The organism is Streptomyces sp. NPDC048192 (assembly GCF_043202415.1).
GTDB lineage: Bacteria > Actinomycetota > Actinomycetes > Streptomycetales > Streptomycetaceae > Streptomyces.
This window is the reverse complement of record NZ_JBIDAL010000007.1, coordinates 100,043-124,814: the sequence shown is the minus strand read 5'-3', so window position 1 is coordinate 124,814 and position 24,772 is coordinate 100,043. Positions and strand designations below refer to the sequence as shown.

Below are 24,772 nucleotides of genomic sequence, written 5' to 3'. Positions count from 1 at the left end.
AGACCCATGTGTACGACGAACGAGGGGCAGGAACCAGGATGACCACGACCGAGGACACCACGCGGGCCGGTGACCGCAAGCCCGCGCAGATCGTGGACATGTCCTGGGACCCGATCACCCGGATCATCGGCAATCTCGGCATCTACACGAAGATCGACTTCGCCAACCAGGAAGTCGTGGAGTGTCACAGCACCTCGTCGCTCTTCCGCGGCTACTCGGTGTTCATGAAGGGCAAGGACCCGCGCGACGCCGGGTTCATCACCTCGCGGATCTGCGGCATCTGCGGCGACAACCACACCACGTGCTCCAACTACGCCCAGCAGATGGCCTACGGCATCAAACCGCCGCCGATGGCCGAGCACATCACCAACCTCGGCGAGGCCGCCGAGTACATGTTCGACCACACGATCTTCCAGGACAACCTGGTGTTCGTGGACTTCTGCGAGGCGATGGTCAAGGCCACCAACCCGGGACTGCTGGCCCGCGCCGAGCGCACCGACGCGCCGCGCGGTGACATCCACGGCTACCGGACCATCGCCGACATCATGAAGGCCTTCAACCCCTTCGAGGGCGAGGTCTACAAGGAGGCGCTGAAGGTCAGCCGGGTCACCCGGGAGATGTTCTGCCTGATGGAGGGCCGCCATGTGCACCCCTCCACCCTGTATCCGGGCGGGGTCGGCACCATGCCGCAGCCGAACACCTTCACCGACTACCTCGCCCGGCTGATGCGCGTCATCGACTTCGTGAAGAAGGCGGTGGCGATGAACGACGACGTCTTCGACTTCTTCTACGAGGCCCTGCCCGGCTACGAGGAGGTCGGCAAGCGCCGGATCCTGCTGGGCTGCTGGGGCGCCTTCCAGAACCCGGACGTGGTGGACTACCGCTACGAGAACATGAACACGTGGGGCAAGGCGATGTACGTCACCCCCGGCATCGTCGTCGACGGCAAGCTCGTCACCAACAACCTGATCGACATCAACCTCGGCCTGCGCATCATGCTGGGCAGCTCCTACTACGAGGACTGGGTGAACGAGCAGCCGTTCGTCACCCACGACCCGCTCGGCAACCCCGTCGACATGCGCCACCCGTGGAACCAGACCACCGTGCCGGTGCCGCAGAAACGGGACTTCGGCGACAAGTACAGCTGGGTGATGAGCCCGCGCTGGTACCACCCGGAGACCGGCCAGCACCTCGCCCTGGACACCGGCGGCGGCCCGCTGGCCCGGCTGTGGTCCACCGCGCTGAGCGCCCTGGTCGACACGCCGTACGTCAAGGCGACCGGCAGCAGTGTGCGGATCACCCTGCCGAAGGGCGAGGCACTGCCGGAGACCACGCTGGAGTGGCACGTCCCCAAGTGGAGCAACACCATCGAACGGGACCGCGCCCGGCCCTACTTCGTCGCCTACGCCGCCGCCATGGCCCTGCAGTTCCTCGAGGAGGCGATGGGGCTGCTGCGGGCCGGCGAGACGAAGATCTTCACGGACTTCGAGGTGCCGGACGAGGCGATCGGCTGCGGCTTCCACGAGGCGGTGCGCGGCGTCCTCTCGCACCACCTGGTGATCAGGGACAAGAAGATCGCCAACTACCACCCGTACCCGCCGACCCCGTGGAACGCCAGCCCGCGTGACAGCTTCGGCACCCCGGGCCCGTACGAGGACGCCGTGCAGGGCCAGCCGATCTTCGAGGAGAACGGCCCGGACGACTTCAAGGGCGTCGACATCATGCGCACCGTGCGCAGCTTCGACCCGTGTCTGCCGTGCGGGGTGCACATGTACGTGGGCAAGGGCAGGACGCTGACGACGGTGCACTCGCCGACGTACGGGGCCGGCCATGGGTGACGGCCCGCGGCTCGCGGATCCGGAGGTGGAGGCGCGGCTGGCCCGGCTGGACGAGCTGCTCGCCGGTCTGGAGTCCGCGCCGGGGCCCGCCGGGGCCACGGCCGTCGAGGCGGTCCGGGTGCTGACCGAGGTGTACGGCGAGGCGCTGGCCCGCGTGCGGGACCTCGCCGGTGAGCGGCTGTCCGGACAGCTGGCCGGGGACGAACTGCTGGGGCACCTGCTGGTGCTGCACGGGCTGCACCCCGAGCCGCCCGCCCGCCGCGCCGCACGAGCGGTCGACCGGCTCCGGCCCGCCGTGCGCGAACGGGGCGGCGACGTGGAACTGGTCGGCGTGGAGGGCGAGGTGGCCCGGGTGCGGGTCAGCGAGGCCGGCGGCTGCGGTTCCGGCTGCGGTGGCGGCCCCACGGTCGCGGACGCGGTCCGGGAGGCGGTGCTGGCCGCCGCGCCCGAACTGACGGCGGTCGAACAGCTGCCGGCGCCGTCCGCTCCCGCCTTCGTCCCGCTCGACACGGTGCTGGTACGGGAGGCGCGGTGAGCGTGGACGGCGCGCTGGCCCGGGTGATCCGCTCCGCCGCCGGACGGGACGGCCCCGAGCGGTGCGAGCTGTGCGCACAGCCCGTGCCTGAGGAGCACCGCCATCTGTACGCCGCCGAGCGCGCGGAGCTGCTGTGCGCGTGCGGGGCGTGCGCGGTGCTGTTCGCCGGGGACGGCGCGGGCGGCGGCCGGTATCTGCTGGTGCCGCGCCGGCGCGTGCGGCTGGAGCCGGTGGACACCGCCCCGCTCGGGGTGCCGGTGGGGCTGGTGTTCTTCGTGCCGCGGGCCGACGGCACGGTCACAGCGCAGGGCCCGAGCCCGGCCGGTGCCATGCGCTGGGAGGTCGACGCCGGCCGCTGGGCGGGGGTGTGCGCGGCCTGTCCACCGCTGGCGACCATGGCGCCGGAGGTGGAGGCTCTGTTGGTGAACACCGTGCGGGGCATGGACCACCACTGGATCGTGCCGGTCGAGGACTGTTTCCGGATGGTCGCGCTGGTCCGCCGGGAGTGGCGGGGCCTCGCCGGCGGGGGCCGGGTGTGGCCGGCCGTCGAGCGGTTCTTCACCGAGCTGACCGAGCGGTCGTGAGGACCGGAGAGGAGAACAGTCATGAGCGCCATCCGGGTGGGCCGCCCCCAGGTGAAGCCCGACACCCCGACACACGTGCGCGGGCTGCACCAGGGCAACAAGGGCCCGTACCAGCACCAGACCGGACACCACGGGGACGGCACCTCCGACGCGCGCCGCTCCACCGGGATCCACTGGAAGCGGCACAACGCCATCATGAAGATCATGCCGAACATCTCGCCGGGATGACCGGCGGGATGCGCAAGCGGAAGGGCATCGGGATGGGAAAGCGACCAGCGGCAAGGAGTTGCGGCGCGGCACGCACGGGGACGACGGCACAACGGGTGCTGCTCGCCCAGGGTGTGCTGCTCGGCGCCGTCACGCTCGCGCTGTTCGTCCGGGAACTGCCGGGCATCGCGCGGGAGGTGCGCATCTGGCGCATGAGCAATCTGCGCTCCGGCGCCAAGCGTCCGCGCTGAGCCGGCCGTGCACGAGCTGTCGATCGCTACCGCGATCGTGGAACAGGCCGGCGCACTCGCCCGCGCGGACGGGACGGACTCCGTCTCGGCGGTGACCGTCCGTGTGGGCGAGCTGGCCGGCGTGGTGCCCGACGCGCTGCACTTCGCCTTCGAGGTGGCCCGGCAGGACACCGCGCTCGCCGCGGCCGAGCTGGTCGTCGAGCAGGTCACGGCGCGCGCCTGGTGCGCGCCGTGCGCCGAGGAGTTCGCGGTGGGCATGCCGCCGTTCTTCTGGTGCCCGCGCTGCGACCGGCCCTCCCAGGAGCTGCGCAGCGGCCGGGAGCTGGAGATCACCGAGGTCCGGCCCGCGGCACCGAACCCGGCCCCGCGCTGAGGGCGGGGCCGGGGCGGGGCTCAGCAGATGCGGGGCAGTTGCTCGCCCAGCGGGAGGTCCACCACCCGGGTGCCGCCGAGACCGGTGGCGACGACGACCATGCCCGGGTGCTCCGCCACGCACTCGCCGATGAGGGCGGCGCCGGCGCCCTGCGGGTGTGCCCGCATCGCCGCCAGCACCGCCTCGGCGTGCTCCGGGGGCACGAAGGCGACCAGCCGGCCCTCGTTGGCGACGTACAGCGGGTCCAGGCCGAGGAAGCCGCAGGCGTTCTGCACCTCCTCGGGGACCGGGACGGCCCGCTCCCGCAGGCGGACGCCGGTGCGGGAGGCGCGGGCGATCTCGTTCAGGGAGGCGCCGAGGCCCCCCCGGGTCGGATCCCGCAGCACGTGGACGTCCTTCGTGACCGTCAGCATGGCCGCCACGAGGTCCGCGAGGGGCGCGGTGTCCGAGGTGATCTCGACGCCGAACTCCAGGCCCTCCCGCACGCTCATGACCGCCACGCCGTGCAGGCCGATGGGTCCGCTGACGATCACGGCGTCGCCGGGCCGGGCGCGTTGCGGGCGGATGTCGACCCCGTCCGGTACGAGGCCCACGCCGGCGGTGGTGACGTAGACGCCGTCGCCGTGGCCGGACTCCACGACCTTGGTGTCGCCGGTGGCGACGGTGACGCCCGCGGCCTTCGCCGCCGCGCCGACGGCCCGCGCCACCCGGCCGACGACCTCGAGCTCCACGCCCTCCTCCAGGACGAACGCCGTCGACAGGTAGGCGGGCCGGGCGCCGCTCATCGCCAGGTCGTTCACCGTGCCGTTGACGGCGAGGTCGCCGAGGCTGCCGCCGGGGAAGAACAGCGGCCGTACGACGTAGGAGTCGGTGGAGAAGGCGAGCCGGGCGCCGCCCAGGTCGAGGACCGCGGAGTCGGTGAGGGCGGCGAGGAAGGGGTTGCCGTAGGCGGGGGCGAAGACCTGCTCGATCAGTTCCGCGGACAGGGCGCCGCCGCCGCCGTGCCCCATGACGACGACCGGCTGGTCGCGCAGCGGCGCGGGGCAGCTCCAGTTCGCCGGGTCGACGGCCTCCGTCCCGGGCGTGGCGGTGTCAGCCAACGGGGTTCATCTCCTCGTACGAGACCTGCGGGGCTTGCGGGACCTGCCCGGCGGGCGCTCCCTCGGGCGCCGGGGCGTTCATCCGGCGGTACAGGTAGTAGGCCGCGCAGGCACCCTCGCTGGAGACCATGGTGGCGCCGAGCGGGGTGCGCGGGGTGCAGGCCTTCCCGAACGCCTCGCACTCGGTGGGCTTGATCAGTCCTTGCAGCACCTCGCCGGCGCGGCACACGGCGGGCTCCTCGGTGCGGATGCCGGTGACGTCGAAGCGGTGCTCGGCGTCGTAGGCGCGGTAGGCGTCGGACAGCCGCCAGCCGCTGGCGGGGATGCGGCCGATGCCCCGCCAGTTGCGGTCGGCGACCTCGAACACGTCCTGAAGCATGCGCAGGGCCGCCGGGTTGCCCTCCTCGCGCACGGCGCGCGGGTAGGCGTTCTCCACCCGGTGCTCGCCGCGCTCCAGCTGGTGCACGGCGCGGCGGATGCCCTCCAGGATGTCCAGCGGCTCGAAGCCGGTCACCACGATCGGCACCCGGTGCTTGTCGGCCAGCGCGGGGTACTCGGCCGTGCCCATCACGCTGCACACGTGCCCGGCGGCGAGGAAGCCCTGCACCCGGCACTCCGGCGCCGTCATGATGGCCTCGATCGCGGGCGGGACCCGGACGTGGGAGACGAGCAGGCTGAAGTTGTCCAGGCCCAGGCGGCGGGCCTGGTGGACGGCCATGGCGTTGGCCGGGGCGGTCGTCTCGAAGCCGATGGCGAAGAACACCACCTGCCGGCCGGGGTTCTTCCGGGCGAGGTCGAGCGCGTCCAGCGGTGAGTAGACGACGCGTACGTCGCCTCCCTCGCCCTTGACCCGGAACAGGTCCCGGTCGGTGCCGGGCACGCGCAGCATGTCCCCGAAGGAGCAGAAGATCACCTCGGGCCGGGCGGCGATGTCCAGGGCCTTGTCGATGACCTCGAGCGGTGTGACGCACACCGGGCACCCGGGCCCGTGGATCAGCTCGACGTTCTCGGGGAGGAGTTGGTCGATGCCGTGGCGGATGATGGAGTGGGTCTGACCGCCGCAGACCTCCATCAGCGCCCAGGGCCGGGTGACCGTGGCGCCGATCTCGTCCAGCAGCCGGCGCGCCAGCTCGGGGTCGTTGAACTCGTCGATGTACTTCACCGCGCCTCACTCCCGCTCTCCTGCCGGGCCGCCTGCTCCCAGGCGTCCCCGAACTCCTCCTCCAGCAGCCCCAGTTGCTCGAACAGCTCCAGGGACGCCCGCGCCGACTCCTCGTCCAGGCGCTGCAGCGCGAAGCCGACGTGGACGATGACGTACTCCCCCACCCGCACATCGGGCAGGTACTCCAGGCACGCCTGTTTGCGCACTCCGCCGAAGTCGATCAGCCCGGTGAGGGGGTCGGCGCGATGGTCGATGGACACGACCTTGCCGGGCACTGCCAGACACATGGGGTCACTCCGTCTCGTGAGGGGTTGCCGTTCCCGCGACCATGAGCTGGCCGAGCGCCAACCCGCCGTCGTTCGGGGGGACTTCGCCGTGCCGCAGGACCGTGAAGCCGTCCTGCGCCAGCAGTGCGGCGCACTCCTCCTCCAGCAGGCCGTTGGCGAAGACGCCTCCGGTCAGGGCGACCGTGGTGAGGCCGGTCTCCGCGCGGGCTTGCCCGCAGACGCCGGCGACGGCCCGTGCGGCGCCCCGGTGGAAGCGGGCCGCGAGGAGCGGTGCGGGGGTGCCGCGCCGCCGGTCGTCGAGGAGGGCGCGGAGCATGGGCGCCGGGTCGATCTCGCCGTGCCGGGTGAGCCCGAAGGGGTAGGCCCCGCGGTCGGCGTCCACGGCCTCGAGCGCGACGGCCTCCAGCTCCATCGCGGCCTGCGCCTCGTACTCCGCCCGGTGGCACACGCCGGCCAGGGACGACACGGCGTCGAACAGGCGGCCCATGCTGGACGTCGGCACGCAGGCCAGCCGCCGCTCCAACTGCCGCTGTAGCACGGTGAGTTCGGTCGGGGTGCAGGCCCGTACGCTCGGCAGGTCCGGTTCCCAGGGCAGCCCGGCCGCCCACAGCCGGGCCAGCGCCAGCCGGCAGGGGTTGGCCACGCCGGCGTCGCCTCCGGGCAGCGGGGCGGGGCTCAGACGGGCGAAGCGCCGGTGGCCGGTGTAGTCGGCGACCAGGATCTCGCCGCCCCACACCGTGCCGTCGTCGCCGTATCCGGTTCCGTCGAAGGCGACGCCGATCACCGGCGTGGTGCCGTCCAGGCCGCCTTCCGCCATCGCGGAGGCGATGTGCGCGTGGTGGTGCTGGACCAGCCGCAGGGCGCCGTGCGGCAGCCGGGCGGCACGGGCGCGGGCCCGCCGGGTCGAGTGGTAGCCGGGGTGCCGGTCGGCGGCGACCAGCGCGGGAGCGACTCCGGTCAGGCGGGTCAGGTGCCGTTCGGCGCGTTCGGCGGCCTCCAGGGCGGCCAGTTCGCCCATGTCGCCGATGTGCGGCCCGAACCACGCGTGCTCGCCCTCGGCCAGGCACAGCGCGTTCTTCAGGTCGCCGCCGACCGCGAGGACGGGCGGCACGGGCACCGGGAGCCGCAGGGAGCGCGGGACGTAGCCGCGGGAGCGCCGCAGGACCTGTTCGGTGCCGTCGGGGCGGACCCGCAGCAGGGAGTCGTCGCACGGCGAGGCGATGGGCCGGTCGTGGGTGAGCCAGGCGTCGGCCAGCCCGGCGAGCCTTTCCAGGGCCTCGGCGTCGTCGGTGACGATGGGTTCGCCGGACCGGTTGCCGCTGGTCATCACGAGGATCCGGGGGCCGGGCGGGTCACCGGGCAGGCCGAGGAGCAGGGTGTGCACGGGGGTGTAGGGCAGCATCACGCCCACGTGCGCACTGCCCGGGCAGACCTGGTCGGCGAGGCGGAGGCCGTCGGCCGGGGTGCGCCGGCGGAGCAGGACGATGGGGCGCCGGGGGCTGGTCAGCGCGCGCCGTTCGGCGCTGGAGACGGCCGCGATCCGCTCGGCGGCGGCGAGGTCGGCGCACATCACCGCGAACGCCTTGCCGCCGCGTTCCTTGCGGGCGCGCAGGGTCGCCACGGCCCGGTCGTCGGTGGCGTCGCAGGCGAGGTGGTAGCCGCCGACGCCCTTGACGGCGACGATCCGCCCGGCGGTCAGCAGCGCCCGTGCCGTGGCGAGGGCGTGCGCGTCCCGGGCCGGGCGCAGGCCGCCGAGGCCGGGGACGAGGGTGAGCCGGGGCCCGCAGCCGGGGCAGGCGACCGGCTGGGCGTGGAAGCGCCGGTCGGCGGGGTCGCCGTACTCGTGGGCGCAGGCGGGGCACATCGGGAAGCCGGCCATCGTCGTGGCCGCGCGGTCGTACGGCATCCCGGTGGCGATGGTGAAGCGCGGGCCGCAGTGGGTGCAGGTGACGAACGGGTGCCGGTGCCGGCGGTCGGCCGGATCGGCCAGCTCGCGCAGGCAGTCGGCGCAGGTCGCGGTGTCGGGCGGCAGCTCGGTGCGGCCGCCGGCCCGCTCGGTGGAGCGGATGGCGAAGGGACCCGCCTCGCCGGTGGCGGGCAGGTCCTCGCCGGCGATGCCGGTCACGGTGGCCAGGGGCGGCGGCTGCTCCGCCAGCGCGGCGCAGAACCGCTCGACCTCCCGCGCCGGCCCCTCGACCTCGACGATCACGCCGTCGCCGGTGTTGCCGACGAACCCGGCCAGGCCCAGGCCGGCGGCCAGCCGGTGCACATGGGGCCGGAAGCCGACGCCCTGCACGGTGCCGCGCACGGTGAGCCGGCGGCGCACCAGGCCGGTGGCGGGGGCCGTCATACGGCGGGGGCGGGCGCGGTGTGGTGGTGGCCGTGCGGACGGGGGGCGAGGGGCGGGCGGTGGAGCGTGCCGTCGCGGGCGGCGAGGGCGCGGTCGAGGAGGGTGCCGACGCCGGCGCCGGTGCGGGCACAGGACCGTACGATCTCCACGCCCGGGTTGACCCGGTGCACGTTCGCCCGGAAGACGGCCTCGTCGAAGCCGGCCGGCTCGGCGAGGTCGGTCTTGGTGACGACGACCAGATGGGCGGAGCCGAACGCGGTGGGGTACTTCAGCGGCTTGTCCTCGCCCTCCGTGACCGCCATCAGCACGACGCGCAGCGTCTCACCGAGGTCGTAGGCGGCCGGACAGACGAGGTTGCCGACGTTCTCCACGAAGAGGACCGCGGTGTCCTCGGGCAGCCAGCCCGCCAGCCGGGCCCGCACCTGCCGGGCCTCCAGGTGGCACAGCCCGTCGGTCAGCACCTGCTGGACGGGGGCGCCGGAGCGGGCCAGCCGGACGGCGTCGTTCTCGGTGGCCAGGTCCGCGGTGAGCGCGGCCACCGGCACCTCGCGCTGCACGGCGCGGGCCAGGACCCGGCCGAGGAGTTCGGTCTTGCCGCTGCCGGGGCTGGACAGCAGGTTCACGACGGTCACGCCCTGCCGGGCGAGATCGGCGCGCAGCTCGGCGGCCAGGTCGTCGTTCTTCGCGAGGACGGCCTGCTTGACGTCGGACCCGCACATGGGCGCTGCTCCTCGGATGCGGCGGTGGAGCCCGGGCGCGTCCCTGCGGCGCGGGCTCCACCGATCTTCCGCTCAGCCGGCCGCCGTACCGGGCAGCGCAGCCGGGTGCGGGGGCCCGGATTCCACCGGGCAGCCCAACGGGGGCACGGGCGCGCGGGGGTCGGCGAGCAGGGCCGGGATCAGGGTGTGCAGCGCGTCCACGGTCCGGGGGACGGCTTGGGCGACCGGTGCGCCGAGTCCGGGCAGGATGTCCTGGTCGGCGTCGGGCAGCACGCCGGGCTCGCAGGCCAGCACCAGGACCCGGGGCAGGGGTTCCTCGCCGAGGTGCGCGGCCAGGGCGAGGACCTTCGCCGGGTCCATGCCGTGGGCCTCGGGGACGACGTCGCCGCCGGGCGGTTCGGCCTCGATCAGGAAGAGGGTGCCCGGGGGGTGGCCGCGGCGGGCGGTGTCGACCAGGACGGCGGTGTCGTACCCGTCGAGCAGGTCGTAGGCGAGGTCCATGCCGCGGATGCCGTAGTCGCGCACCCGTACCTCGGGCGGCAGCGGGCGTGTGGCGAGGGCGCGGATCACCTCGGGACCGAAGGCGTCGTCGGCGAGGAAGATGTTGCCGACGCCGGCCACCAGCAGCCGCGGCGTCACCGGAGGGCTCCGGCGGGCGGGGTCAGGGGCCGGGGCGAGCCGGACGGGGTCTTGCGGACGAAGGCCGAGCGCAGGGCGTGATAGGGCGCCTCGGGGTCGTGGAAGATGGTGTGCATCCGGGCCAGTTCGGCCTCGCGGTAGGCGGCGAGCGGGGGTTCCTGCTCCTCCTCCGCGCGGGCGGCCTTGGCGGCGATCCGCGCGTCCAGGAAGGGCGAGACGGCGAGTTCGGCCGCCAGCCGCCGCACCTCGGCAGGGAAGGCGCCGGGCGCGGCCGGCACGAGGCGGTCCACGAGCCCGAGCCGCTCGGCGGACGCCGCGCTCACGGGCAGGGCCTCGGTGGTCAGCCGGCGGGCGGTCTCCGGTCCGACGCGGCGCGGCAGGCTGTACGTCCAGAACTCCGAGCCGTACAGGCCCATGCGCCGGTAGTGCGGGTTGAGGACGACGCCGGTGCGGCACCACACCTCGTCGGCGGCGAGGGCGAGCATGACGCCGCCGGCCGCCGCGTTGCCGGCGAGCGCCGCCACGACCAGCCGGTCGGTGGTGCGCAGCACCGCCTCGACCAGGTCGTCGATGGCGTTGAGGTTGACCCAGGACTCCTGGGCCGGGTCGGCGGCCGCCTCGATGACGTTGAGGTGGATGCCGTTGGAGAAGAAGTCGCGGTCCCCGCCGAGCACGAGGACGCGGGTGGGCCGGGTGAGCGCCTGCCGGTAGGCGGCGAGCAGCCGGCGGCACTGGTCGGTGCTCATCGCGCCGCCGGGGAAGGAGAAGGCGAGGAAACCGGTGTCGCCGTGCTCCCGGTAGCGGATGTCGGTCCAGGTCCGCCGCTCCTCCGGCAGCTCCAGGGGGGCGGGGTCCTCCGGGAGCCCGAGGGAGGGTTCCCAGGCGGCGAGGACGGAGGCGGCCGGGCGGCGGAAGGGCGCGGGGTCGCCGGAGCTTTTGCGGGGGCGGAGTTCCGGGATCCACACCGCGCCGTCGCGGGTGGCCCGGCACACGGCGCCGGCCCGAAGGGCGAGGAGGTCTCCGGGGCGGCCGCGCAGCCGGTCCTCGGGGTGCCCGCCGTGCAGGAACACCTCCCGGCCGAGGAGGTCGTCCAGGACGCCCGGCTGGGAGTCGGCGCCGCGGAGTCTGCGCAGGACGGTCGCGGTGTCGTCGCGCTCCCAGTCGATCCGCCGCCGCTCCTGCCGGAAGGCCCCGCGCCAGACCACACCGACCGAGTCGTCCGTCTGCGGCCGGGGCTTGTAGGAGCCCTCGGCGTAGCGCCGTACGGCGGTGAGGACGGCGGTGACGGCGGCGTCGGAGACCTCGTTGCGGTACAGGTCGCTCTTGCCGGCGGCCGGTACGGGGAACGGCTCCGCCGCCCAGACCGGGCCCGCGTCCATCACCGCCTCGGCCTGCAGGACCGTCACGCCCCACTCCTGCGCCCCTTCGGCGACGGCCCAGTCCAGTGAGGACGGGCCGCGGTCGCCGGGCGGTCCCGGGTGCACGATCAGGCAGGTGTTCTCGCGCCACAGGTCCTCGGGCAGCGCGGTCCTGAGCATCGGCGCGATGACGAGGTCCGGCCGCAGTTCGCGCACGGCGGCCCGGACGGGGTCCGGGCCCTGCGAGGCGAGGACGACGTCCACGCGGTGCCCGTGGTCCGTCAGTTCGGCGAACACGCGCTGGGTGAGGCTGTTGAACGCGCTGGCGACGAGCAAAATGTCCATGACACGGCATCGTCGTCCCTGTCCGGGGCGGCGTGAAGCACCGCCGCGCCGATTCGTCCCCCTCGCTCAGGTCTCTTCCTCCATGCGGATCGCGTTCCGCAGGTCCTCGTAGGCCCGGCTCCGGTCGTCGGCGTGGGCCTCCAGCAGGGCCCGGGCGATCGCGTCGAGCTTGCGCTGGATGGCGTGCTCGGCCCGCACCTCGGCGTTCTTCAGCAGGGCGAGGAGCAGCAGGGTGACCGCGGTCATGGACTCGCCCGCCAGCAGCAGCAGTTCCAGCCGCAGATGCGCGACGTGCGCGGCGACGAAGAAGCCGACGAGGCACAGGCACAGGAGGAAGAACACCGGCGAGCTGGTGAAGTTGGACGCGTACTCGGCGAACTGCTCGAACGGGCCGCGGCGCGGTCCGCCGCGGTGCACGGGGTTCTTGAAGGTCATGGCCGGGCCTCACCTCACGGCGGACGGATCCGGACCCGCTCCGCAGTACCCCGGGGGAGGGCGTACGACACGACCGGCGGTCCCGCCGGCGCGTACGGCGCCGGGGCCGCCCGGCGGGCCGACAGGCTCAGGCGGCGAGAGTGCGGCCGGGGCCGAGGCGGTCGAGGAGCGCGTCGAGGTGCAGCTCGGCCACAGGGGTGAGGAGGTCGGGGTGGCGCAGCAGGGCGGCGGCGCGCCGGTCGCCGTCGTCGGGGTCGAGCAGGCGGCGGAACTCGGCCGTCGTGCCCGAGGCGTGCTCGCCCTCGGCGAGCGCGGCGACGGCCAGCCGGGCAAGCTCGGGATCGGTGAGCAGGCCGGCCGCCCAGCTGGCCACGACCTCGTCCACCCAGGTCCGCCAGGCCCAGTCCTCGTCCGCGCCGTCCTCGCCGGTCCGCTCGGCTCCGGTGATCCAGTCCAGCCGGGCGGCGCCGCCCGGTCCGGCCATGGTGACCAGGGCCGCGTCCATGTCGGTCGGGTAGCGCAGCCACGCGGCGACGGTCACGGCCTGCCGGGCCTGCACCTCGCACAGCGCGGCGGCGAGCGCGCCGCCGCTGGGCGGATAGGCGGCCGTCAGCCAGCGCGCCGTCGCGGCGATGAGGGGAGACAGATCTGTGAGCACAGCCGGGCCGTCCGAGGGGCGAAGGGGGAAACAGGAGCTCCACGCAACGGTAGCCCGGCACGCGGCGTCGCCGGGAGGGAGTGCGAACCAGGTCATATGTGGCATCGCCCACGCCGGCGGGCGACTGCTTCCCCCGCCCGGCGCGCCGGGACGGCCGGTCCAGTCGGGTGTCGCCGTCGCGCCCCGGGGAACTCGTCGCGGGCCACACAGGCACACTCAACGGAGGTCAGGGGCATGACGACGGACGCCGGGCGGTACGACGACCACAGCGACGTCCCTCTGGGCGGGTACGCCACGCTCGCCTCCGTCTTCGCGTCCGGCGCCGGGGCCTTCGCGCTGCTGGCCCGGCGCCGGGGTGTGCGGCTGCCGGAGACGGTGCCGCCGTGGGACGTCGTCCTGCTGGGGACGGCGACGTACAAGGCGTCCAGGCTGCTGACCCGGGACAAGGTCACGAGCTTCCTGCGGGCGCCGTTCACCCGCCGCGCGGGCCAGGGAGAGGCGAACGAGGTCATCGACGAACCGCGGGGCGACGGGCTGCGGCGGGCCGTGGGCGACCTGCTGTGCTGCCCGTTCTGCACCTCCGCCTGGGTCGCGGGCACCCTGGCCTGCTCCTACACGGCGACGCCCCGCCTCACCCGTCTGGTCTGCGGCGGCCTCGGCGCGCTGACGGTCGCGGACTGGCTCCAGTACGCCTGGACGTGGACCCAGCAGGCGGCGGAGAGCTGAACCCCCGGTGCGAGGCGGCCGCCTGTTGCGGGGACACGCGAGACGCCGTGCGGGCTAGGCGTCGTCCGCGGCCGCGCTCACCTCGACGTCGATGACACCCTCCTCCTGGAACAGCTCCGACGCCAGCCCGGTCGGCTCGCCGGCGCCCTCCAGTTCCAGCAGCACGCGGGCCGCGTCGTCGGTGCGGCCGGGCGGCCGTTCCACCTTGACCTGCGTGATCCTGAAGCCTCGCCGGGTGCAGGTCTGCATCAGACGCGGCAGCAGGGCCGAGCCGGTGCGGTAGGTCAGGCGTGCCTCGAAGGCGGCGGCGGCCGTGCCCGGCAGCAGCCGGGACGTGAACCGCGCGTACCCCCGCACCACGAGGAAGTGCAGCGCCGTCACCGCCACCGCGAGGACCGGCAGCCCGCCGCCGCAGGCCATGCCGACCGCGCAGGTCAGCCAGATGGTGGCGGCCGTCGTCAGGCCGCGCACGGCGTCCCGTCGTACGAAGATCAGGCCGCCGCCGATGAAGCCGATGCCGGAGACGATCTGGGCCGCGACCCGGGAGGGGTCGAAGGAGACGTTCTGCAGGCCGAGCACGGCGGTGAACCCGTGCTGGGACACCTCCATCATCAGCGCGCTCGCGATGCCGACCAGCGTGTGCGTGCGCAGCCCGGCGCTCTTCTGCTGCGTCTCCCGCTCCCAGCCGATCAGGGTGGAGAGCAGCAGCGCCAGCGCCAGTTCGGACAGCTGCCGCAGCCCCTGGCCGTTGTGCAGGTCCCACAACGGTGCCGCCGAACCCGCTCCGGTCATGAACCCCTCACTCTCGCTCCGCCGGCGTCCGGATCGTCCGACGATCCGCCGATCACGCCTACCCCCGGGACGGCGCCGGCACTCCGGCGAGCCGGGTACCGGCCGCGGCGACCGGGTACTCGGGGCCTTGGGCGGGACCGGGTTGCGTGCCGTGCCCGCGGCCGGGCCGTACCGCGGTCGGCACGTACCGCACCGTTCGGGGCTTCGTGGAGAAGGGACCGGTCTCATGCGGCACGACGAGATGATCGGAAAGGTGCAGGCGCTGGCGCAACTGCCGGACCGGGGTTCGGCCGAACGGGCCGCGCACGCGGTCGTGCGGACGCTGGCGGAGCGGCTGCCGTCCGGGCTGGCCCGGCACGTGGCCGCCCAGTTGCCGCCCGACATGGCGGCGGCGATGCGGGAGGCGGCCGATGCCTCGGCCGGGACGGACGCCGGTGCGGCGGGCGAACGGTTCGGGCTGACGGTGTTCGCCGGACGCATCGCCGACCGGGCGGGCACCGACGAGGACCGGGCGCTGCGCGAGGCCGCCGCCGTGCTGGAGGTGCTCGACGCCGCGCTCGCCCCGGAACTGACCGAGCGGATGGCCGAGGCCCTCCCCCGGGACATCCGCGAGCTGCTGCCGGTGGCCCGGGCCACCGAGAGCGCACGCCAGGAGGCCTGACACCGGCGCGCGCACGCGGGCGCACGGGCCTGGAGCCGGCGCATCGGACGTGCGCGCCGGGTGGCACGCCGGTGCGGCGTGACGGTGACGTGCGCCGCTGGTTCAAATGGTGGTCAAGCGCCCATCGGGGGCCGGTGTGCAAGCATCCATCGAGGGCAGGCGTGGCAGTATGACGCCCTCCATCCGCAAAGGTGCTCCATGACCTTCTTCGCCCTCTCGCGGCACGACCCGCTGGTCCTGCTCTCGGCCACCGACCTCGCCGCGGAGTACGACCGGCTGGTCGCCGAGAACGACCAGCTGCAGCGTGCGGTGACCTCGCACGCGGTGATCGACCAGGCCATCGGCGCCGTGGTCGTCCTCGGGCAGATCGCCCCGGAGGAAGCCTGGCGGGCGCTGCGAGACGTCTCCCAGCGCACCAACACCAAACTGCGCACCGTCGCCGAGCACATCCTGGAGTACGCCCAGGGCGGCACGCTTCCCGAGGAGGAGCGCATCGAGCTGGGCCGGGCGATCGTGCGCTACCAGCGGTGCGCCGAGGCCGGCGAGGGCGGTACGACCGACCGGTGAGCGGTGCGCAGAGGCGGCCTCCCGAGGAGTCGGGGGCCGCCTCGCAGCTGTTCAGTGACGGCCCACCCTCATACGGCGGTGCCGGTGCGGCTTCGCCTTCCGAGCCTCGGGAGACCTCACGAACCACCGGTCCTCGACCTGGTCGAGGCCGTACAGCAGGATGCTGAGCACGGGGAGCAACAACACGGCGACAAATATCACGGCGGACTTCTCTCTGCCGGCGACACCGCCCGAGTGCCCCCGGCACCCCCGGCCACCCGTCACGCATGTGAATGTCCTGTGAGCGCCGTCCGACGGCGCCGCACACCGCCTCCTGTCTGTGGCAGGAGCGCACGGCTGGGGCCGGCGTGGCGACCCGGCGGGCGGTACAGCCTTCACGGACGGGTCCGTCCCGGGGGGAACCGCGCGCGGACGCATTCCGCGCGCCACCCACGCCGCGGGCGCTTACCGTTCTGTCCATGTGACCGACCGTCATCAGAGGTGACGGAGAGGAGCCGGAAGCGTGGTGGGCGATGCGCGTCGGCGGGCGACCGGGCCGGACGGCCGGCGGCGCGGTCGGTACGTGCTGCGCGGCCGGCCGGCGTACACCGTGCGGCTCCCGGCCGTCCCGCGCACCGAGCCGGTGCCGGTGGCCGAGCGCACGGTGCCGTGGCTGCGGGTCGGCGCGGCGTACGCCTGGCGGCTCATCCTCGTCGGGCTCGTCGTCTACGGCGTCTTCAGCGTCCTCGGCCGCTTCCAGCTCATCGCCGTGGCCCTGTTCCTCGCGCTGGTCGTCACCTCCGTGCTGCGCCCGCTCACGGATCTGCTGAACCGGTTCCTGCCGCGACCGCTGTCCGTCGCCGTGGCCCTGGTGGGCAGCATCCTGCTGCTGCTGGCGCTGCTCGCGCTGGTGGGCAACGCCGTGGCGGGCGAGTCGGCCCGGCTCGCGGGCGAGTTCCGGGGCGGTGTGCACCGTATCGAGCAGTGGCTGCGGCGGCCGCCGTTCCATCTCAGTCCGGGCCGGCTGTCCGCGCTGGAGAGCCAGGTGACGGGGTACCTCGCCGCGCACCGGTCCAGTCTGCTCAACCGCGCCGTCAGCGGGCTGACGCGGGTGATCGAGCTGGCCACCGGAGGCGCGCTCGCGCTGTTCGCCTCGGTGTTCTTCATCCACTCCGGCGAACGCCTGTGGCGCTGGATGCGCGACCAGCTGCTGCCGGCCGGTGCGCGTCCGGCCTGGGACCGGGCGGGCTGGGCGGCCTGGCGGGCCTTCGCCGGGTACACCCGCGGGATCATCATCGTGGCCGCCACCAACGCCGTACTCGTCGGCGTGGTGCTGCTCGTGCTGCGGGTGCCGCTCGCGCTGCCGCTGACGCTGCTGGAGTTCTTCGCCGCGTTCGTGCCGCTGGTGGGCTCGCCGGTCGCGCTCAGCGTGGCCACGGTCGTCGCGCTCGCCGGGCGGGGGCCGCTGACGGCGCTGGCCGTGCTGGCGCTGATCGTGGTGATCGGCCAGCTGGAGGGACATGTGCTGCATCCGCTGGTGATGAGCTGGGCGGTGCGGCTGCATCCGCTGGTCGTCGCGGTGTCGGTGATCGCCGGCAGCATCGTCGCGGGGGTGATCGGCGCCGTGGTGGCCGTACCGCTGGTGTCGGTGGTGTGGGCGGTGCTGCGCGCACTGCGCGCGGCGCCGCCGTGACGGGCGCCCGCCGGCCGCTCGGGAGCACGCCGGTCTCGCCGCTCAGCGCAGGGCCGCCGCCACCAGTCCGCGGATCTCCTCCTCCGACACGCTTCCGCCGTTCACCAGCCGGTCGAAGACCAGGCCGTCCACACAGGTCAGCAGCGTCACGGTGCGCTGCTCCGGGTCCGCCACGCCCTGGGCGGCGAGGAAGTCGCCCACCGCCCGGCGGGCCGCGTTGTCGCGGGGCAGGAGGATCTCGCGCAGCTCCGGATGCCGCGCGCTCTCCACCGCGCACGCGTAACGCGCCAGCGACCGTCTGCGGCTCTCCCCGCCGAGCCGTACGCCGGTCAACTCCACGAGTCCCGCGACGAGTTGCTCGGCGGTCAGCGGGGACGGCACCCGCGACCCGATCTCCGCCAGCTCGGCCTGGTCGAGTGCCACCAGACGCCGGACCAGTGCCGTCAGCAGGGCCTGCCGGGTGCGGAAGTAGGCCGAGGTGGTACCGGGAGGCAGCGCCGCCGCCCGGTCCACCGCGCGGTGTGTCAGGCCCCGCATCCCGGCGTCGGCGAGCACACCGATGGCCGCGTCGGCGAGGAGAGTACGTCGGTCGGTGGACACGCCCTCTTTCTACACCCCCTCCCGCACCCCGCTTCTACAGCCGTAGAGGGCTGGTTGTACGCTCTCGGCAGGTCTTCTACAGCTGTAGAAGACCGGGACGAACCGAGGTCGAAGGGGGTCCGGCATGGGCGGCACGGCGGTGGTGGTCGGCGGTGGCATCGGCGGTCTCGCGGCGGCGATCGGGCTGCGCCGGGCCGGCTGGGACGTAGGGGTCCTGGAGCGGGCCGGCACCCTGACGGACGCGGGTGCGGGCATCTCGCTGCACGCCAACGGGCTGCGCGCGCTCGACGCGCTCGGCGTCGGCGCGGCCGTGCGGGCGGCGGCCCGACCGCAGTACACCGGCGGCACCCGCACCCCCGGCGGCCGGTGGCTGGCGGCGATGGACGGTGCCGCCCTCGAACGCGCCCTCGGCACGCCCATCGTCGGCATCCGGCGCGCGGAACTGCACCGGCTGCTGCGCGCGGCCCTGCCGCCGGAGTGCCTGCACGTCGGCGTCACCGTGCCCGGGGTGTACCGCTCGGCCGCGGGCCGGGTGCGTGTGCCGGCCGGGGACGAGGTGCTGGAGGCGGACCTGGTCGTCGCGGCCGACGGGGTGGGCAGCCGGCTGCGCGGACTGCTGTTCCCCGGCCATCCGGGACCGGCGTACAGCGGCTCCACGGTGCTGCGGGCCGTCACCGACCGGCCGCTGGAGCTGCGCACCGACTTCGAGCTGACCTGGGGCGAGGGCGCGGAGTTCGGGCACATCGCGTTCGCCGACGGCCGGGCCGAGTGGCACGCGGTGCTGACCGCGCCGCCCGGCGTCCGCCACGCCGACCCGCTCGGCATGCTGCGCCGGCGCTTCGGCGGCTGGCACGATCCGATCCCGGCGCTGCTGGACGCGACCCGGCCGGAGGCCGTGCTCCACCACGACATCCATGAACTGGCCACACCGCTGCGGTCGTTCGTGGCGGGCCGGGTGGTGCTCCTCGGCGACGCGGCGCACGCCATGACGCCGAACCTGGGCCAGGGCGCCTGCCAGGCCCTGGAGGACGCGGCCACACTCGCCGCCGCGCTCGCCGCGGAAACCTCGGTGGGCTCCGCACTCGCCCGCTACGACGCCGAACGCCGGCCACGCGCCCAGGCCGTCGCCCGCGCCGCACGGCAGGCGGGCAGGATGGGCCAGCAACTGTCCCGTCCGCTGGCCGTCGCCCTGCGCAACACCGCGCTGCGGATCACCCCGTCCCGGGTGGCGATGCGCGCGATCCTCCGTCACGCCGACTGGACCCCGCCCGCCCTGCCCTGACAGCCACCGGGCCGCGCCCGCACCCGCCCCGGCGACCGCAGTGACCGGCGGCACCGCAGGTCCGCGGTGTGGGCCGGCATCTGGGTGGCACTCAGCACGGTGTGCGGGACATACGGAAGACGGGGCAGGCGCTGCGGCGGGAGGTGACCGCCTCGGCGCGCGCTGTGGGGCGGGCCTGGGCGGGGCCGTGCAGGGAGCGGGATCTGGCGGCGCAGGCGGTGAAGGCGGCGCTGGCCGCGTGGCTGGCGTGGGCGGTCGCGGGCTGGTGGCTGCACGCCCCGGTGGCGTTCGTCGCGCCGTGGGTGGCGGTGGTCCTGGTGGAGTCCACCGTGTACCGGTCGATCGCGCACGGCCTGCAGCAGCTGGCGGCGATCGCGGCCGGCACGGTCCTGGCCACCGCCGTGGCGCTGCTGCTGCCCGGCACGATGGTCGCGATGGCCGTCGTCCTGCCGCTGGCGATGCTGCTCGGCCAGTGGCGGCGCCTGGGCAGCCAGGGCATCTACGCGGCCACCGGCGCACTGTTCGTCCTGACCAACGGAGCCGTCAGCGTCGCCACCTCCGCGGCCCGGCTCGCCGAGGCGCTGTTCGGCGCCGTGGTCGGCATCGCCGTCAACGCGTTGCTCCGGCCGCCGCTGTACCTGCGGGACAGCCGGGCCGTGCTGCGGGACGCGACCGAGGAGGCCCACGACATCCTGCGGGCGGTCGCGGAGGGCCTGACCGAGGGACGCTGGGACGCCGAGGAGGCCACCGCCTGGCACCAGCGGGCGCTGCGGCTGCACGGGCTGGTGGAGCAGGCCCGCTCCACGGTCGCGTGGAGCCGGGAGAGCCTGCGCGCCAATCTGCGCCGCCGCACCGGCCGCGTACCACCGCCCGGCAAGGGGTACGACGACGCGATCCTGGTACTGGACTACGCGGCCGTGCACACGGCGGGCGTGACCCGCACGGTGCTGGAGGCCGCCACCGAGGACCGCGCCGCACCCCGCCCGCATCCGGAACTGGCGCGCCACTACGGCGAGTTCCTGTACCGCTCCGCCCACGCGCTGCGGCTCTACAGCCACAGCCGGTTCGACGACGAGCGCGGCGACGAACTGCGCGCCGCCGTGGCGCGGCTGCGCACGACGCTGGACACGCTCCGCCGGGACCTGGTCCGTTCCACGACGGACGACCCCGACGAGGTCGCCACGTACGGCGCGCTGCTCGCCCAGGCCCACCGGCTGGCCGACCAGCTGGTCGTCCCGGGCTCCTGACGGCGTCCGCGGCGCCCGGGTCGTCGTCCTCGTCCGCCGCGCGTCACTGCCTGGGCGGTCCGGGCTCCCGTACGCCGAACAGGGCCGGGCCGACGGTGAGGATGCCGTCGGTCAGCGGCCGGCAGCGCACTCCCCCGCCGCCGCGCAGCGCGCGCTGCGCACCGGGGCCGACCGTGGCGTCCATCCAGGCGCAGGGCCGCGCCGCGCTGTGCACCCGCAGTTCCACGGGGCCGGTGCCGCAGTCGAGGAAGACGGTCGCCCCGACGTAGTCGTCGATGTCGACGCCGTGCAGCAGGACGTTGCGCCGGGTGCGCAGCAGGTCCGCCGGCCCCGGCCGCGGAAGCCGTTCGACGGCCATGAGGGTGAGGGAGGCGTTGCGGTGCGCGGGCTGATTGAAGTACCGGTCGCCGACCAGGCCGAGCCCGGCACGCACCTGCGCCGTCGTCACCAGTTCGCCGGACGGCAGGTCGGGCACCCCGTCCCCCGGCCGGCCCGCGAGCCGGTGCACCGGGGAGACCAGCAGCTGAAGGATGTCCACACGCGGCACATGCCGAGCCTACGGGCCGCGCCGCGCGGCGGCAGTGCCGGAAAAGGAGTTGTCGCGGCGGCCTGACTGCCGTCATGATCGCGGCATGATCTCGCTGACCGCCCTCATGTCTCCGGCCACCACCGACCGATCGGTGTCCGGGCAGCAGCGCGGCCGACGGCAAAGGCCGGCACCCGTCTCCGCATGACCGCCGCCCTGGTCGCGGGGCTCGTCGCCGGGTACGGCATCGCCGTGCCGGTGGGGGCCGTCGGGACGTATCTGGTGGCGCTGACCGCCCGGACCTCGATGCGGACCGGCACCTGCGCCGCGCTGGGGGTCGCCACCGCGGACGGTGTCTACGCGCTGGTCGCCATGATCGGGGGCTCGGCGCTGGCACAGGCCCTCCAGCCCGTCATGAGCCCCCTGCGCCTGCTCGCCGGCTCGGTGCTGGTGGTGCTTGCGGTGCGCGGCGCCGCGACGGCCGTCGCGCAGTACCGCAGGCCTCGGGCGGCCGCGCGGAGCGACGGTACGCCGCAGCGCCCGGCCCGGGCCTTCCTGGGGCTGTGGGGTGTCACGATGATGAACCCGGTCACCGTGATCTACTTCGCCGCCCTGGTGCTGGGCGGCCAGGCCTCGGCGACCGCGGACCGCCTCGACCGGGCCGTGTTCGTGCTGGCCGCCTTCGCGGCGTCCGCCAGTTGGCAGCTTCTCCTCGCCGGCGGAGGGGCGCTGCTCGGCCGGCTCCTGACCGGCCGCCGCGGCCGGCTGGTCACGGCCGTGCTCTCCAGCACCGTGATGGCCGCGCTCGCCCTGCGCATGCTCGCCGCGCCCGGCTCCTAGCGGCGCCGGCCGCACGCGGGTGGGCGGCGGGTCAGCCGTTCGCGAACACCTTCAGCCGGTCCAGGGAGCCGTTGAAGCGGTCGTGGTCGCCCACGGTCTTGCCGGACGAGGTGTACTGCCACAGGGTGTAGATCGACCAGCCCGCCGGCAGTGTCCCGGCGGTCGAGGCGTAGCGGGCGATCCACAGCGGATTGCCGCCGAAGCCGGAGTAGTTGCCGGTGCACTGCTTCCACCAGTTGGTCGCCGTGTAGATGACGGCGTCCCGTCCGGTGCGGGACTTGTAGCGGTTGACGAAGTCGCGGATCCAGCCGACCATGGCGCTCGCGGACTTGCCGTAACAGGCGTCGCCGTACGGGTTCCACTCGATGTCGAGCACGCCGGGCAGGGTCTTGCCGTCACGGCTCCAGCCGCCGCCGTGCGCCACGAAGTAGTCGGCCTGCGCGGCGCCCCCGGTCGAGTCCGGGGTGGCGAAGTGGTACGCCCCGCGGATCATGCCCACGCCGTAGGAGCCGGTGTACTGCTGGGTGAAGTAGGGGTTGGTGTAGGACGTCCCCTCGGTGGCCTTGGTGTACGCCCACTTGGTGCCCGCGGCCCACAGGGTGGACCAGGCCACGTTGCCCTGGTGGCTGGAGACGTCGACGCCCTCCGGCTGGCTCGCCCGGCCGGCGGAGGGCAGGGCGTCGGAGGCGCGTCCGTCGTGGGCGAGGACGCCGATGCCCATGTAGGCGCTGCCGCGCGGGGGTGTGGCCGGGGCCCAGTCCGATCGGGCCGCGGGGCTGGACAGGGTCAGGAGAAGGCCGGTCAGGGCGCCCATGAGGGCCAGGCGTGAGCGGCCGCGCTTCAGGCACATGGAGCTTCGCACGTAACCCATCTGACCGGGTCCCGGGCCGTGCCGCACTCCGGGAGCGCCCCAACGAAGCCATCGCGGGCCGTGCTTGGGCCGTATGGGTGGCTCCGGTTGGCGTACGGGCCGGCCGTGGGAGCAGCCGGGAAGGAGTGGGCCGCACGGGCGTCCCGCGCCGGATCAGCCGCCGCCGCGGTGCCGGGTCCGGCAGGAGGCGGGGCCCGTGCTCGGGGCGGCGGCAAGCGCCGTACCGGTCACGAGGTGTGCAGCGACACGAGGACCGCGGTCAGCGGGGTGCCCTGCGGGTCCTGCCAGCCGCGCGCCACATGGCCGATGGCTCCCTCGGGACGCAGCGGCGGGTTCTCGGGGACGGGGCTCGGAACCCGGTGGATGTGGAGGACCGTGCCGTGCGGCGCGGGGATGCGGGTGCCCGCGTGGTCGTCGGCCGGCTCGGGGGTGCGGCCGTCCGGGATCAGGGGGGCGCCGGTGTAGGAGCGGACCACCTCGGGGTCGAGGGCGCCGTCGATGCTCTGGGCGTGCGCGGGGGCCCTGCCCTCGATCAGCGCGAGCAGTCCGGAGACCAGCACCGGGTCGTGGCAGCCGTCGTAGACCCAGCGCCTGCCCAGTACGCCGTGCTCCGTGGTGCCGACGAGGGCGTGCCCGGCACCCGCCAGCGGCGCGGCGCGGTAGGTCAACGGGACCAGATAGGCGGTCGGTTCGGGGGTGGAGGTGTCGGTGGCCACCATGAACTCGATGCCGACCTCGCCCTCGGGGTCCTCCAGCCGGAAGCCGCCGGACTTCGTCAGCACCGGGGCGTCCGGGCCGCCGCGGTACCAGGGGCGCGAGGGCAGCCAGTCGGTGAGCAGCTCCAGCTTCGTGGGCTCGAGCGTCGTGCGGTGGATGATGGCCATGCCGGCAGAACTCCTGGACGTCGTACGGAAGCTGACCCGCACCAGCTTGGCACACGGTTCCCGCAGCTCCTCCCCCGCGCCACCGCCGGCTGGACCTTCATATGCCGCCCGGCTGCCGGGAGTCGGGGCCCGGCGGTGCGGCGCGCGGCCGGGGCCGGGCGCGGGCGCGGGCGGCCCGGGGGACGCCCAACTCGTTGCCTCCCGCTTCTGGCCGGGGAGACCTACCGGACGGTATACAGACCCAGTCGAACGCGCGAGGGCCGCTCTTCGGGGCCGCAACCGTGCGATGAACCGGCCTCAGGGGGAGGATCCATGGCGAACGGCACGGATGCGGCGAGCGGGGCGAGAGGCCGGCGGGCATCGGCCGTACTGGGCGCGGTGCTGGGCGGGTGCGTCCTCGTGACCGCCGCCACGGCGCCCGCGTCCGCGCAGGCCCCGGGAAACGGACACGGCACCGACTACGTCGCCCTCGGCGACTCCTACACCTCGGGCCCCGGCATCCCGCAGCAGGTGGACGCCAACTGTGCGCGCTCCGACCACAACTACCCCTCACTGGTGGCGGCCCGGCGGCAGGTGAGCGGCTTCGACGACGTCAGCTGTGCCGGGGCCACGACCGCCGAGATGTGGCAGGCGCAGGGCACCAACGCCCCCCAGCTCGACGCCGTGCGGCGGGACACCGACCTGGTGACGCTCCAGATCGGCGGCAACGACGTGGGCTTCGGGCCGATCATCGGCACGTGCGCCCGCCTGGCCGCCCAGGACCCGACGGGCGACCCCTGCGAACGCTCCTACAACGCGGCCGGCTACGACCAGCTGGAACTGGCGATCGTGCAGACCGCGCCGAAGGTCGCCCGGGTGCTGCGGGCCGTGCACGCGCGGGCGCCGCACGCGCGCGTGATCGTCGTCGGCTATCCCGACCTGCTGCCCGACGACGGCAGCGGCTGCTTCCCGCAGGTGCCGTTCGCGCAGAAGGACTTCCCGTACCTGAGGGACACCGAGAAGCGGCTGAACCTGATGCTGCGCCTGGTGGCCGGGGTGAACCGCGCCGAGTACGTGGACACCTACACCCCGACCGCCGGCCACGACATGTGCAAGGCGCCCGCGGACCGCTGGATCGAGCCCCTTCAGCCGGCCGCCCCGGCCGCCCCGGCCCACCCCAACGCCAAGGGAGAGGACGCCATGGCGCAGGCCGTGCTGGAGCGGCTCGGCCAGGGACGCGGCCGGGACTGATCCGGGCCCGGGGCCGCCCGTCGGACGGCCCCG

At 74.5% G+C, this 24,772-nt stretch carries 28 protein-coding genes; 14 read left to right on the top strand and 14 right to left on the bottom strand.

Annotated elements, in window-relative coordinates:
* The first annotated feature begins 38 nt into the window (after positions 1–38).
* Genes ACGFZN_RS16330 through hypA form a run of 6 tightly spaced genes read left to right on the top strand, consistent with a single transcriptional unit; the run spans position 39 to position 3,788 of the window.
* Positions 39–1,838, top strand: a complete 1,800-nt coding sequence (locus ACGFZN_RS16330) for a nickel-dependent hydrogenase large subunit (protein WP_393859121.1) — start codon at positions 39–41, stop codon at positions 1,836–1,838.
* Positions 1,831–2,373, top strand: coding sequence for a NifU family protein (locus tag ACGFZN_RS16325; protein WP_393859120.1), 543 nt, complete (start codon positions 1,831–1,833; stop codon positions 2,371–2,373). The genes ACGFZN_RS16330 and ACGFZN_RS16325 overlap by 8 nt, the downstream gene beginning before the upstream one ends.
* On the top strand, positions 2,370–2,957 hold the full coding sequence (locus tag ACGFZN_RS16320; RefSeq protein ID WP_393859119.1) for a DUF5947 family protein: 588 nt from the start codon (positions 2,370–2,372) through the stop codon (positions 2,955–2,957). Before ACGFZN_RS16325 ends, ACGFZN_RS16320 begins: the two co-directional genes overlap by 4 nt.
* 21 nt (positions 2,958–2,978) lie before the next feature.
* Positions 2,979–3,185, top strand: coding sequence for a hypothetical protein (locus tag ACGFZN_RS16315; RefSeq protein WP_393859118.1), 207 nt, complete (start codon positions 2,979–2,981; stop codon positions 3,183–3,185).
* A gap of 32 nt (positions 3,186–3,217) precedes the next feature.
* Positions 3,218–3,415, top strand: coding sequence for a hypothetical protein (locus tag ACGFZN_RS16310; protein ID WP_393859117.1), 198 nt, complete (start codon positions 3,218–3,220; stop codon positions 3,413–3,415).
* 7 nt (positions 3,416–3,422) lie between these two features.
* Complete coding sequence (gene hypA, locus ACGFZN_RS16305) at positions 3,423–3,788, top strand: hydrogenase maturation nickel metallochaperone HypA (protein ID WP_393859116.1); 366 nt, start codon at positions 3,423–3,425, stop codon at positions 3,786–3,788.
* A gap of 20 nt (positions 3,789–3,808) precedes the next feature.
* Here the strand turns inward: hypA and hypE are convergent, their stop codons facing one another.
* From hypE to ACGFZN_RS16260, 9 genes are all read right to left on the bottom strand, one after another.
* Positions 3,809–4,888, bottom strand: a complete 1,080-nt coding sequence (gene hypE / locus ACGFZN_RS16300) for a hydrogenase expression/formation protein HypE (RefSeq protein ID WP_393859115.1) — start codon at positions 4,886–4,888, stop codon at positions 3,809–3,811.
* Positions 4,881–6,050: a hydrogenase formation protein HypD gene (gene hypD / locus ACGFZN_RS16295; protein WP_393859114.1), complete on the bottom strand. Its 1,170-nt coding sequence runs from the start codon at positions 6,048–6,050 to the stop codon at positions 4,881–4,883. The genes hypE and hypD overlap by 8 nt, the downstream gene beginning before the upstream one ends.
* The gene (locus tag ACGFZN_RS16290) at positions 6,047–6,337 is read right to left on the bottom strand and encodes a HypC/HybG/HupF family hydrogenase formation chaperone (RefSeq protein WP_076096141.1); all 291 of its coding nucleotides are present in this window, start codon (positions 6,335–6,337) and stop codon (positions 6,047–6,049) included. Before ACGFZN_RS16290 ends, hypD begins: the two co-directional genes overlap by 4 nt.
* Positions 6,338–6,341: 4 nt before the next feature.
* Positions 6,342–8,687, bottom strand: a complete 2,346-nt coding sequence (gene hypF / locus ACGFZN_RS16285) for a carbamoyltransferase HypF (protein WP_393859113.1) — start codon at positions 8,685–8,687, stop codon at positions 6,342–6,344.
* Positions 8,684–9,406, bottom strand: a complete 723-nt coding sequence (gene hypB / locus ACGFZN_RS16280; protein WP_393859112.1) for a hydrogenase nickel incorporation protein HypB — start codon at positions 9,404–9,406, stop codon at positions 8,684–8,686. The genes hypF and hypB overlap by 4 nt, the downstream gene beginning before the upstream one ends.
* A 72-nt stretch (positions 9,407–9,478) precedes the next feature.
* The gene (locus ACGFZN_RS16275; RefSeq protein ID WP_393859111.1) at positions 9,479–10,045 is read right to left on the bottom strand and encodes a hydrogenase maturation protease; all 567 of its coding nucleotides are present in this window, start codon (positions 10,043–10,045) and stop codon (positions 9,479–9,481) included.
* On the bottom strand, positions 10,042–11,748 hold the full coding sequence (locus tag ACGFZN_RS16270; RefSeq protein ID WP_393859110.1) for a hydrogenase maturation protein: 1,707 nt from the start codon (positions 11,746–11,748) through the stop codon (positions 10,042–10,044). Before ACGFZN_RS16270 ends, ACGFZN_RS16275 begins: the two co-directional genes overlap by 4 nt.
* A gap of 66 nt (positions 11,749–11,814) precedes the next feature.
* Positions 11,815–12,183, bottom strand: coding sequence for a low affinity iron permease family protein (locus ACGFZN_RS16265; protein WP_393859109.1), 369 nt, complete (start codon positions 12,181–12,183; stop codon positions 11,815–11,817).
* 127 nt (positions 12,184–12,310) lie between these two features.
* Complete coding sequence (locus ACGFZN_RS16260) at positions 12,311–12,841, bottom strand: hypothetical protein (RefSeq protein ID WP_393859108.1); 531 nt, start codon at positions 12,839–12,841, stop codon at positions 12,311–12,313.
* A 234-nt stretch (positions 12,842–13,075) separates the two neighbouring features.
* Between ACGFZN_RS16260 and ACGFZN_RS16255 the strand changes: the two genes are divergently transcribed.
* The gene (locus ACGFZN_RS16255) at positions 13,076–13,567 is read left to right on the top strand and encodes a DUF1360 domain-containing protein (RefSeq protein WP_393859107.1); all 492 of its coding nucleotides are present in this window, start codon (positions 13,076–13,078) and stop codon (positions 13,565–13,567) included.
* 54 nt (positions 13,568–13,621) lie between these two features.
* Here the strand turns inward: ACGFZN_RS16255 and ACGFZN_RS16250 are convergent, their stop codons facing one another.
* Positions 13,622–14,359 (bottom strand): MgtC/SapB family protein, encoded by a 738-nt coding sequence (locus tag ACGFZN_RS16250; protein ID WP_393859106.1) that lies wholly within the window; start codon positions 14,357–14,359, stop codon positions 13,622–13,624.
* A gap of 226 nt (positions 14,360–14,585) precedes the next feature.
* Between ACGFZN_RS16250 and ACGFZN_RS16245 the strand changes: the two genes are divergently transcribed.
* From ACGFZN_RS16245 to ACGFZN_RS16235, 3 genes are all read left to right on the top strand, one after another.
* Positions 14,586–15,020, top strand: coding sequence for a DUF2267 domain-containing protein (locus tag ACGFZN_RS16245; protein WP_330341878.1), 435 nt, complete (start codon positions 14,586–14,588; stop codon positions 15,018–15,020).
* A gap of 198 nt (positions 15,021–15,218) precedes the next feature.
* Complete coding sequence (locus ACGFZN_RS16240; RefSeq protein ID WP_393859105.1) at positions 15,219–15,587, top strand: ANTAR domain-containing protein; 369 nt, start codon at positions 15,219–15,221, stop codon at positions 15,585–15,587.
* Between the two features lie 505 nt (positions 15,588–16,092).
* On the top strand, positions 16,093–17,259 hold the full coding sequence (locus ACGFZN_RS16235) for an AI-2E family transporter (protein WP_393859104.1): 1,167 nt from the start codon (positions 16,093–16,095) through the stop codon (positions 17,257–17,259).
* A gap of 42 nt (positions 17,260–17,301) precedes the next feature.
* On the opposite strand, the gene ACGFZN_RS16230 is transcribed toward ACGFZN_RS16235, so the two are convergent.
* Positions 17,302–17,859, bottom strand: a complete 558-nt coding sequence (locus ACGFZN_RS16230; protein WP_393859103.1) for a TetR/AcrR family transcriptional regulator — start codon at positions 17,857–17,859, stop codon at positions 17,302–17,304.
* Positions 17,860–17,983: 124 nt separating this feature from the next.
* Here ACGFZN_RS16230 and ACGFZN_RS16225 point away from each other — a divergent pair, with 124 nt between their 5' ends.
* Together ACGFZN_RS16225 and ACGFZN_RS16220 are read left to right on the top strand one after the other, a co-directional pair.
* Positions 17,984–19,141: an FAD-dependent monooxygenase gene (locus tag ACGFZN_RS16225; protein ID WP_393859102.1), complete on the top strand. Its 1,158-nt coding sequence runs from the start codon at positions 17,984–17,986 to the stop codon at positions 19,139–19,141.
* A 110-nt stretch (positions 19,142–19,251) separates the two neighbouring features.
* Positions 19,252–20,388, top strand: coding sequence for an aromatic acid exporter family protein (locus tag ACGFZN_RS16220; RefSeq protein ID WP_393859440.1), 1,137 nt, complete (start codon positions 19,252–19,254; stop codon positions 20,386–20,388).
* A 43-nt stretch (positions 20,389–20,431) separates the two neighbouring features.
* Here ACGFZN_RS16220 and ACGFZN_RS16215 read toward each other — a convergent pair whose 3' ends face one another.
* Positions 20,432–20,935: a molybdenum cofactor biosysynthesis protein gene (locus ACGFZN_RS16215; RefSeq protein ID WP_393859101.1), complete on the bottom strand. Its 504-nt coding sequence runs from the start codon at positions 20,933–20,935 to the stop codon at positions 20,432–20,434.
* Between the two features lie 183 nt (positions 20,936–21,118).
* Between ACGFZN_RS16215 and ACGFZN_RS16210 the strand changes: the two genes are divergently transcribed.
* The gene (locus ACGFZN_RS16210; protein ID WP_393859100.1) at positions 21,119–21,754 is read left to right on the top strand and encodes a LysE family transporter; all 636 of its coding nucleotides are present in this window, start codon (positions 21,119–21,121) and stop codon (positions 21,752–21,754) included.
* Between the two features lie 31 nt (positions 21,755–21,785).
* Here the strand turns inward: ACGFZN_RS16210 and ACGFZN_RS16205 are convergent, their stop codons facing one another.
* Together ACGFZN_RS16205 and ACGFZN_RS16200 are read right to left on the bottom strand one after the other, a co-directional pair.
* Positions 21,786–22,625 carry a lysozyme gene (locus tag ACGFZN_RS16205; protein ID WP_393859099.1) on the bottom strand — a complete coding sequence of 280 codons (840 nt, stop codon included), beginning with the start codon at positions 22,623–22,625 and terminating at the stop codon, positions 21,786–21,788.
* A gap of 227 nt (positions 22,626–22,852) precedes the next feature.
* Positions 22,853–23,509 carry a 1,4-alpha-glucan branching protein gene (locus ACGFZN_RS16200; RefSeq protein WP_393859098.1) on the bottom strand — a complete coding sequence of 219 codons (657 nt, stop codon included), beginning with the start codon at positions 23,507–23,509 and terminating at the stop codon, positions 22,853–22,855.
* Between the two features lie 312 nt (positions 23,510–23,821).
* On the opposite strand from ACGFZN_RS16200, the gene ACGFZN_RS16195 reads away from it, so the two are divergent.
* Complete coding sequence (locus tag ACGFZN_RS16195) at positions 23,822–24,739, top strand: SGNH/GDSL hydrolase family protein (RefSeq protein WP_393859097.1); 918 nt, start codon at positions 23,822–23,824, stop codon at positions 24,737–24,739.
* Positions 24,740–24,772 lie beyond the last annotated feature (33 nt).

What these genes read in the sequence shown, in the direction of transcription:
- ACGFZN_RS16330 (WP_393859121.1), top strand. Translation starts at nt 39, where the DNA reads ATGACCACGACCGAGGACACCACGCGGGCCGGTGACCGCAAGCCCGCG.
- ACGFZN_RS16325 (WP_393859120.1), top strand. Translation starts at nt 1,831, where the DNA reads ATGGGTGACGGCCCGCGGCTCGCGGATCCGGAGGTGGAGGCGCGGCTG.
- ACGFZN_RS16315 (WP_393859118.1), top strand. Translation starts at nt 2,979, where the DNA reads ATGAGCGCCATCCGGGTGGGCCGCCCCCAGGTGAAGCCCGACACCCCG.
- ACGFZN_RS16310 (WP_393859117.1), top strand. Translation starts at nt 3,218, where the DNA reads ATGGGAAAGCGACCAGCGGCAAGGAGTTGCGGCGCGGCACGCACGGGG.
- ACGFZN_RS16290 (WP_076096141.1), bottom strand. Translation starts at nt 6,337, where the DNA reads ATGTGTCTGGCAGTGCCCGGCAAGGTCGTGTCCATCGACCATCGCGCC.
- hypF (WP_393859113.1), bottom strand. Translation starts at nt 8,687, where the DNA reads ATGACGGCCCCCGCCACCGGCCTGGTGCGCCGCCGGCTCACCGTGCGC.
- hypB (WP_393859112.1), bottom strand. Translation starts at nt 9,406, where the DNA reads ATGTGCGGGTCCGACGTCAAGCAGGCCGTCCTCGCGAAGAACGACGAC.
- ACGFZN_RS16270 (WP_393859110.1), bottom strand. Translation starts at nt 11,748, where the DNA reads ATGGACATTTTGCTCGTCGCCAGCGCGTTCAACAGCCTCACCCAGCGC.
- ACGFZN_RS16265 (WP_393859109.1), bottom strand. Translation starts at nt 12,183, where the DNA reads ATGACCTTCAAGAACCCCGTGCACCGCGGCGGACCGCGCCGCGGCCCG.
- ACGFZN_RS16255 (WP_393859107.1), top strand. Translation starts at nt 13,076, where the DNA reads ATGACGACGGACGCCGGGCGGTACGACGACCACAGCGACGTCCCTCTG.
- ACGFZN_RS16250 (WP_393859106.1), bottom strand. Translation starts at nt 14,359, where the DNA reads ATGACCGGAGCGGGTTCGGCGGCACCGTTGTGGGACCTGCACAACGGC.
- ACGFZN_RS16245 (WP_330341878.1), top strand. Translation starts at nt 14,586, where the DNA reads ATGCGGCACGACGAGATGATCGGAAAGGTGCAGGCGCTGGCGCAACTG.
- ACGFZN_RS16240 (WP_393859105.1), top strand. Translation starts at nt 15,219, where the DNA reads ATGACCTTCTTCGCCCTCTCGCGGCACGACCCGCTGGTCCTGCTCTCG.
- ACGFZN_RS16225 (WP_393859102.1), top strand. Translation starts at nt 17,984, where the DNA reads ATGGGCGGCACGGCGGTGGTGGTCGGCGGTGGCATCGGCGGTCTCGCG.
- ACGFZN_RS16210 (WP_393859100.1), top strand. Translation starts at nt 21,119, where the DNA reads ATGACCGCCGCCCTGGTCGCGGGGCTCGTCGCCGGGTACGGCATCGCC.
- ACGFZN_RS16205 (WP_393859099.1), bottom strand. Translation starts at nt 22,625, where the DNA reads ATGGGTTACGTGCGAAGCTCCATGTGCCTGAAGCGCGGCCGCTCACGC.
- ACGFZN_RS16200 (WP_393859098.1), bottom strand. Translation starts at nt 23,509, where the DNA reads ATGGCCATCATCCACCGCACGACGCTCGAGCCCACGAAGCTGGAGCTG.
- ACGFZN_RS16195 (WP_393859097.1), top strand. Translation starts at nt 23,822, where the DNA reads ATGGCGAACGGCACGGATGCGGCGAGCGGGGCGAGAGGCCGGCGGGCA.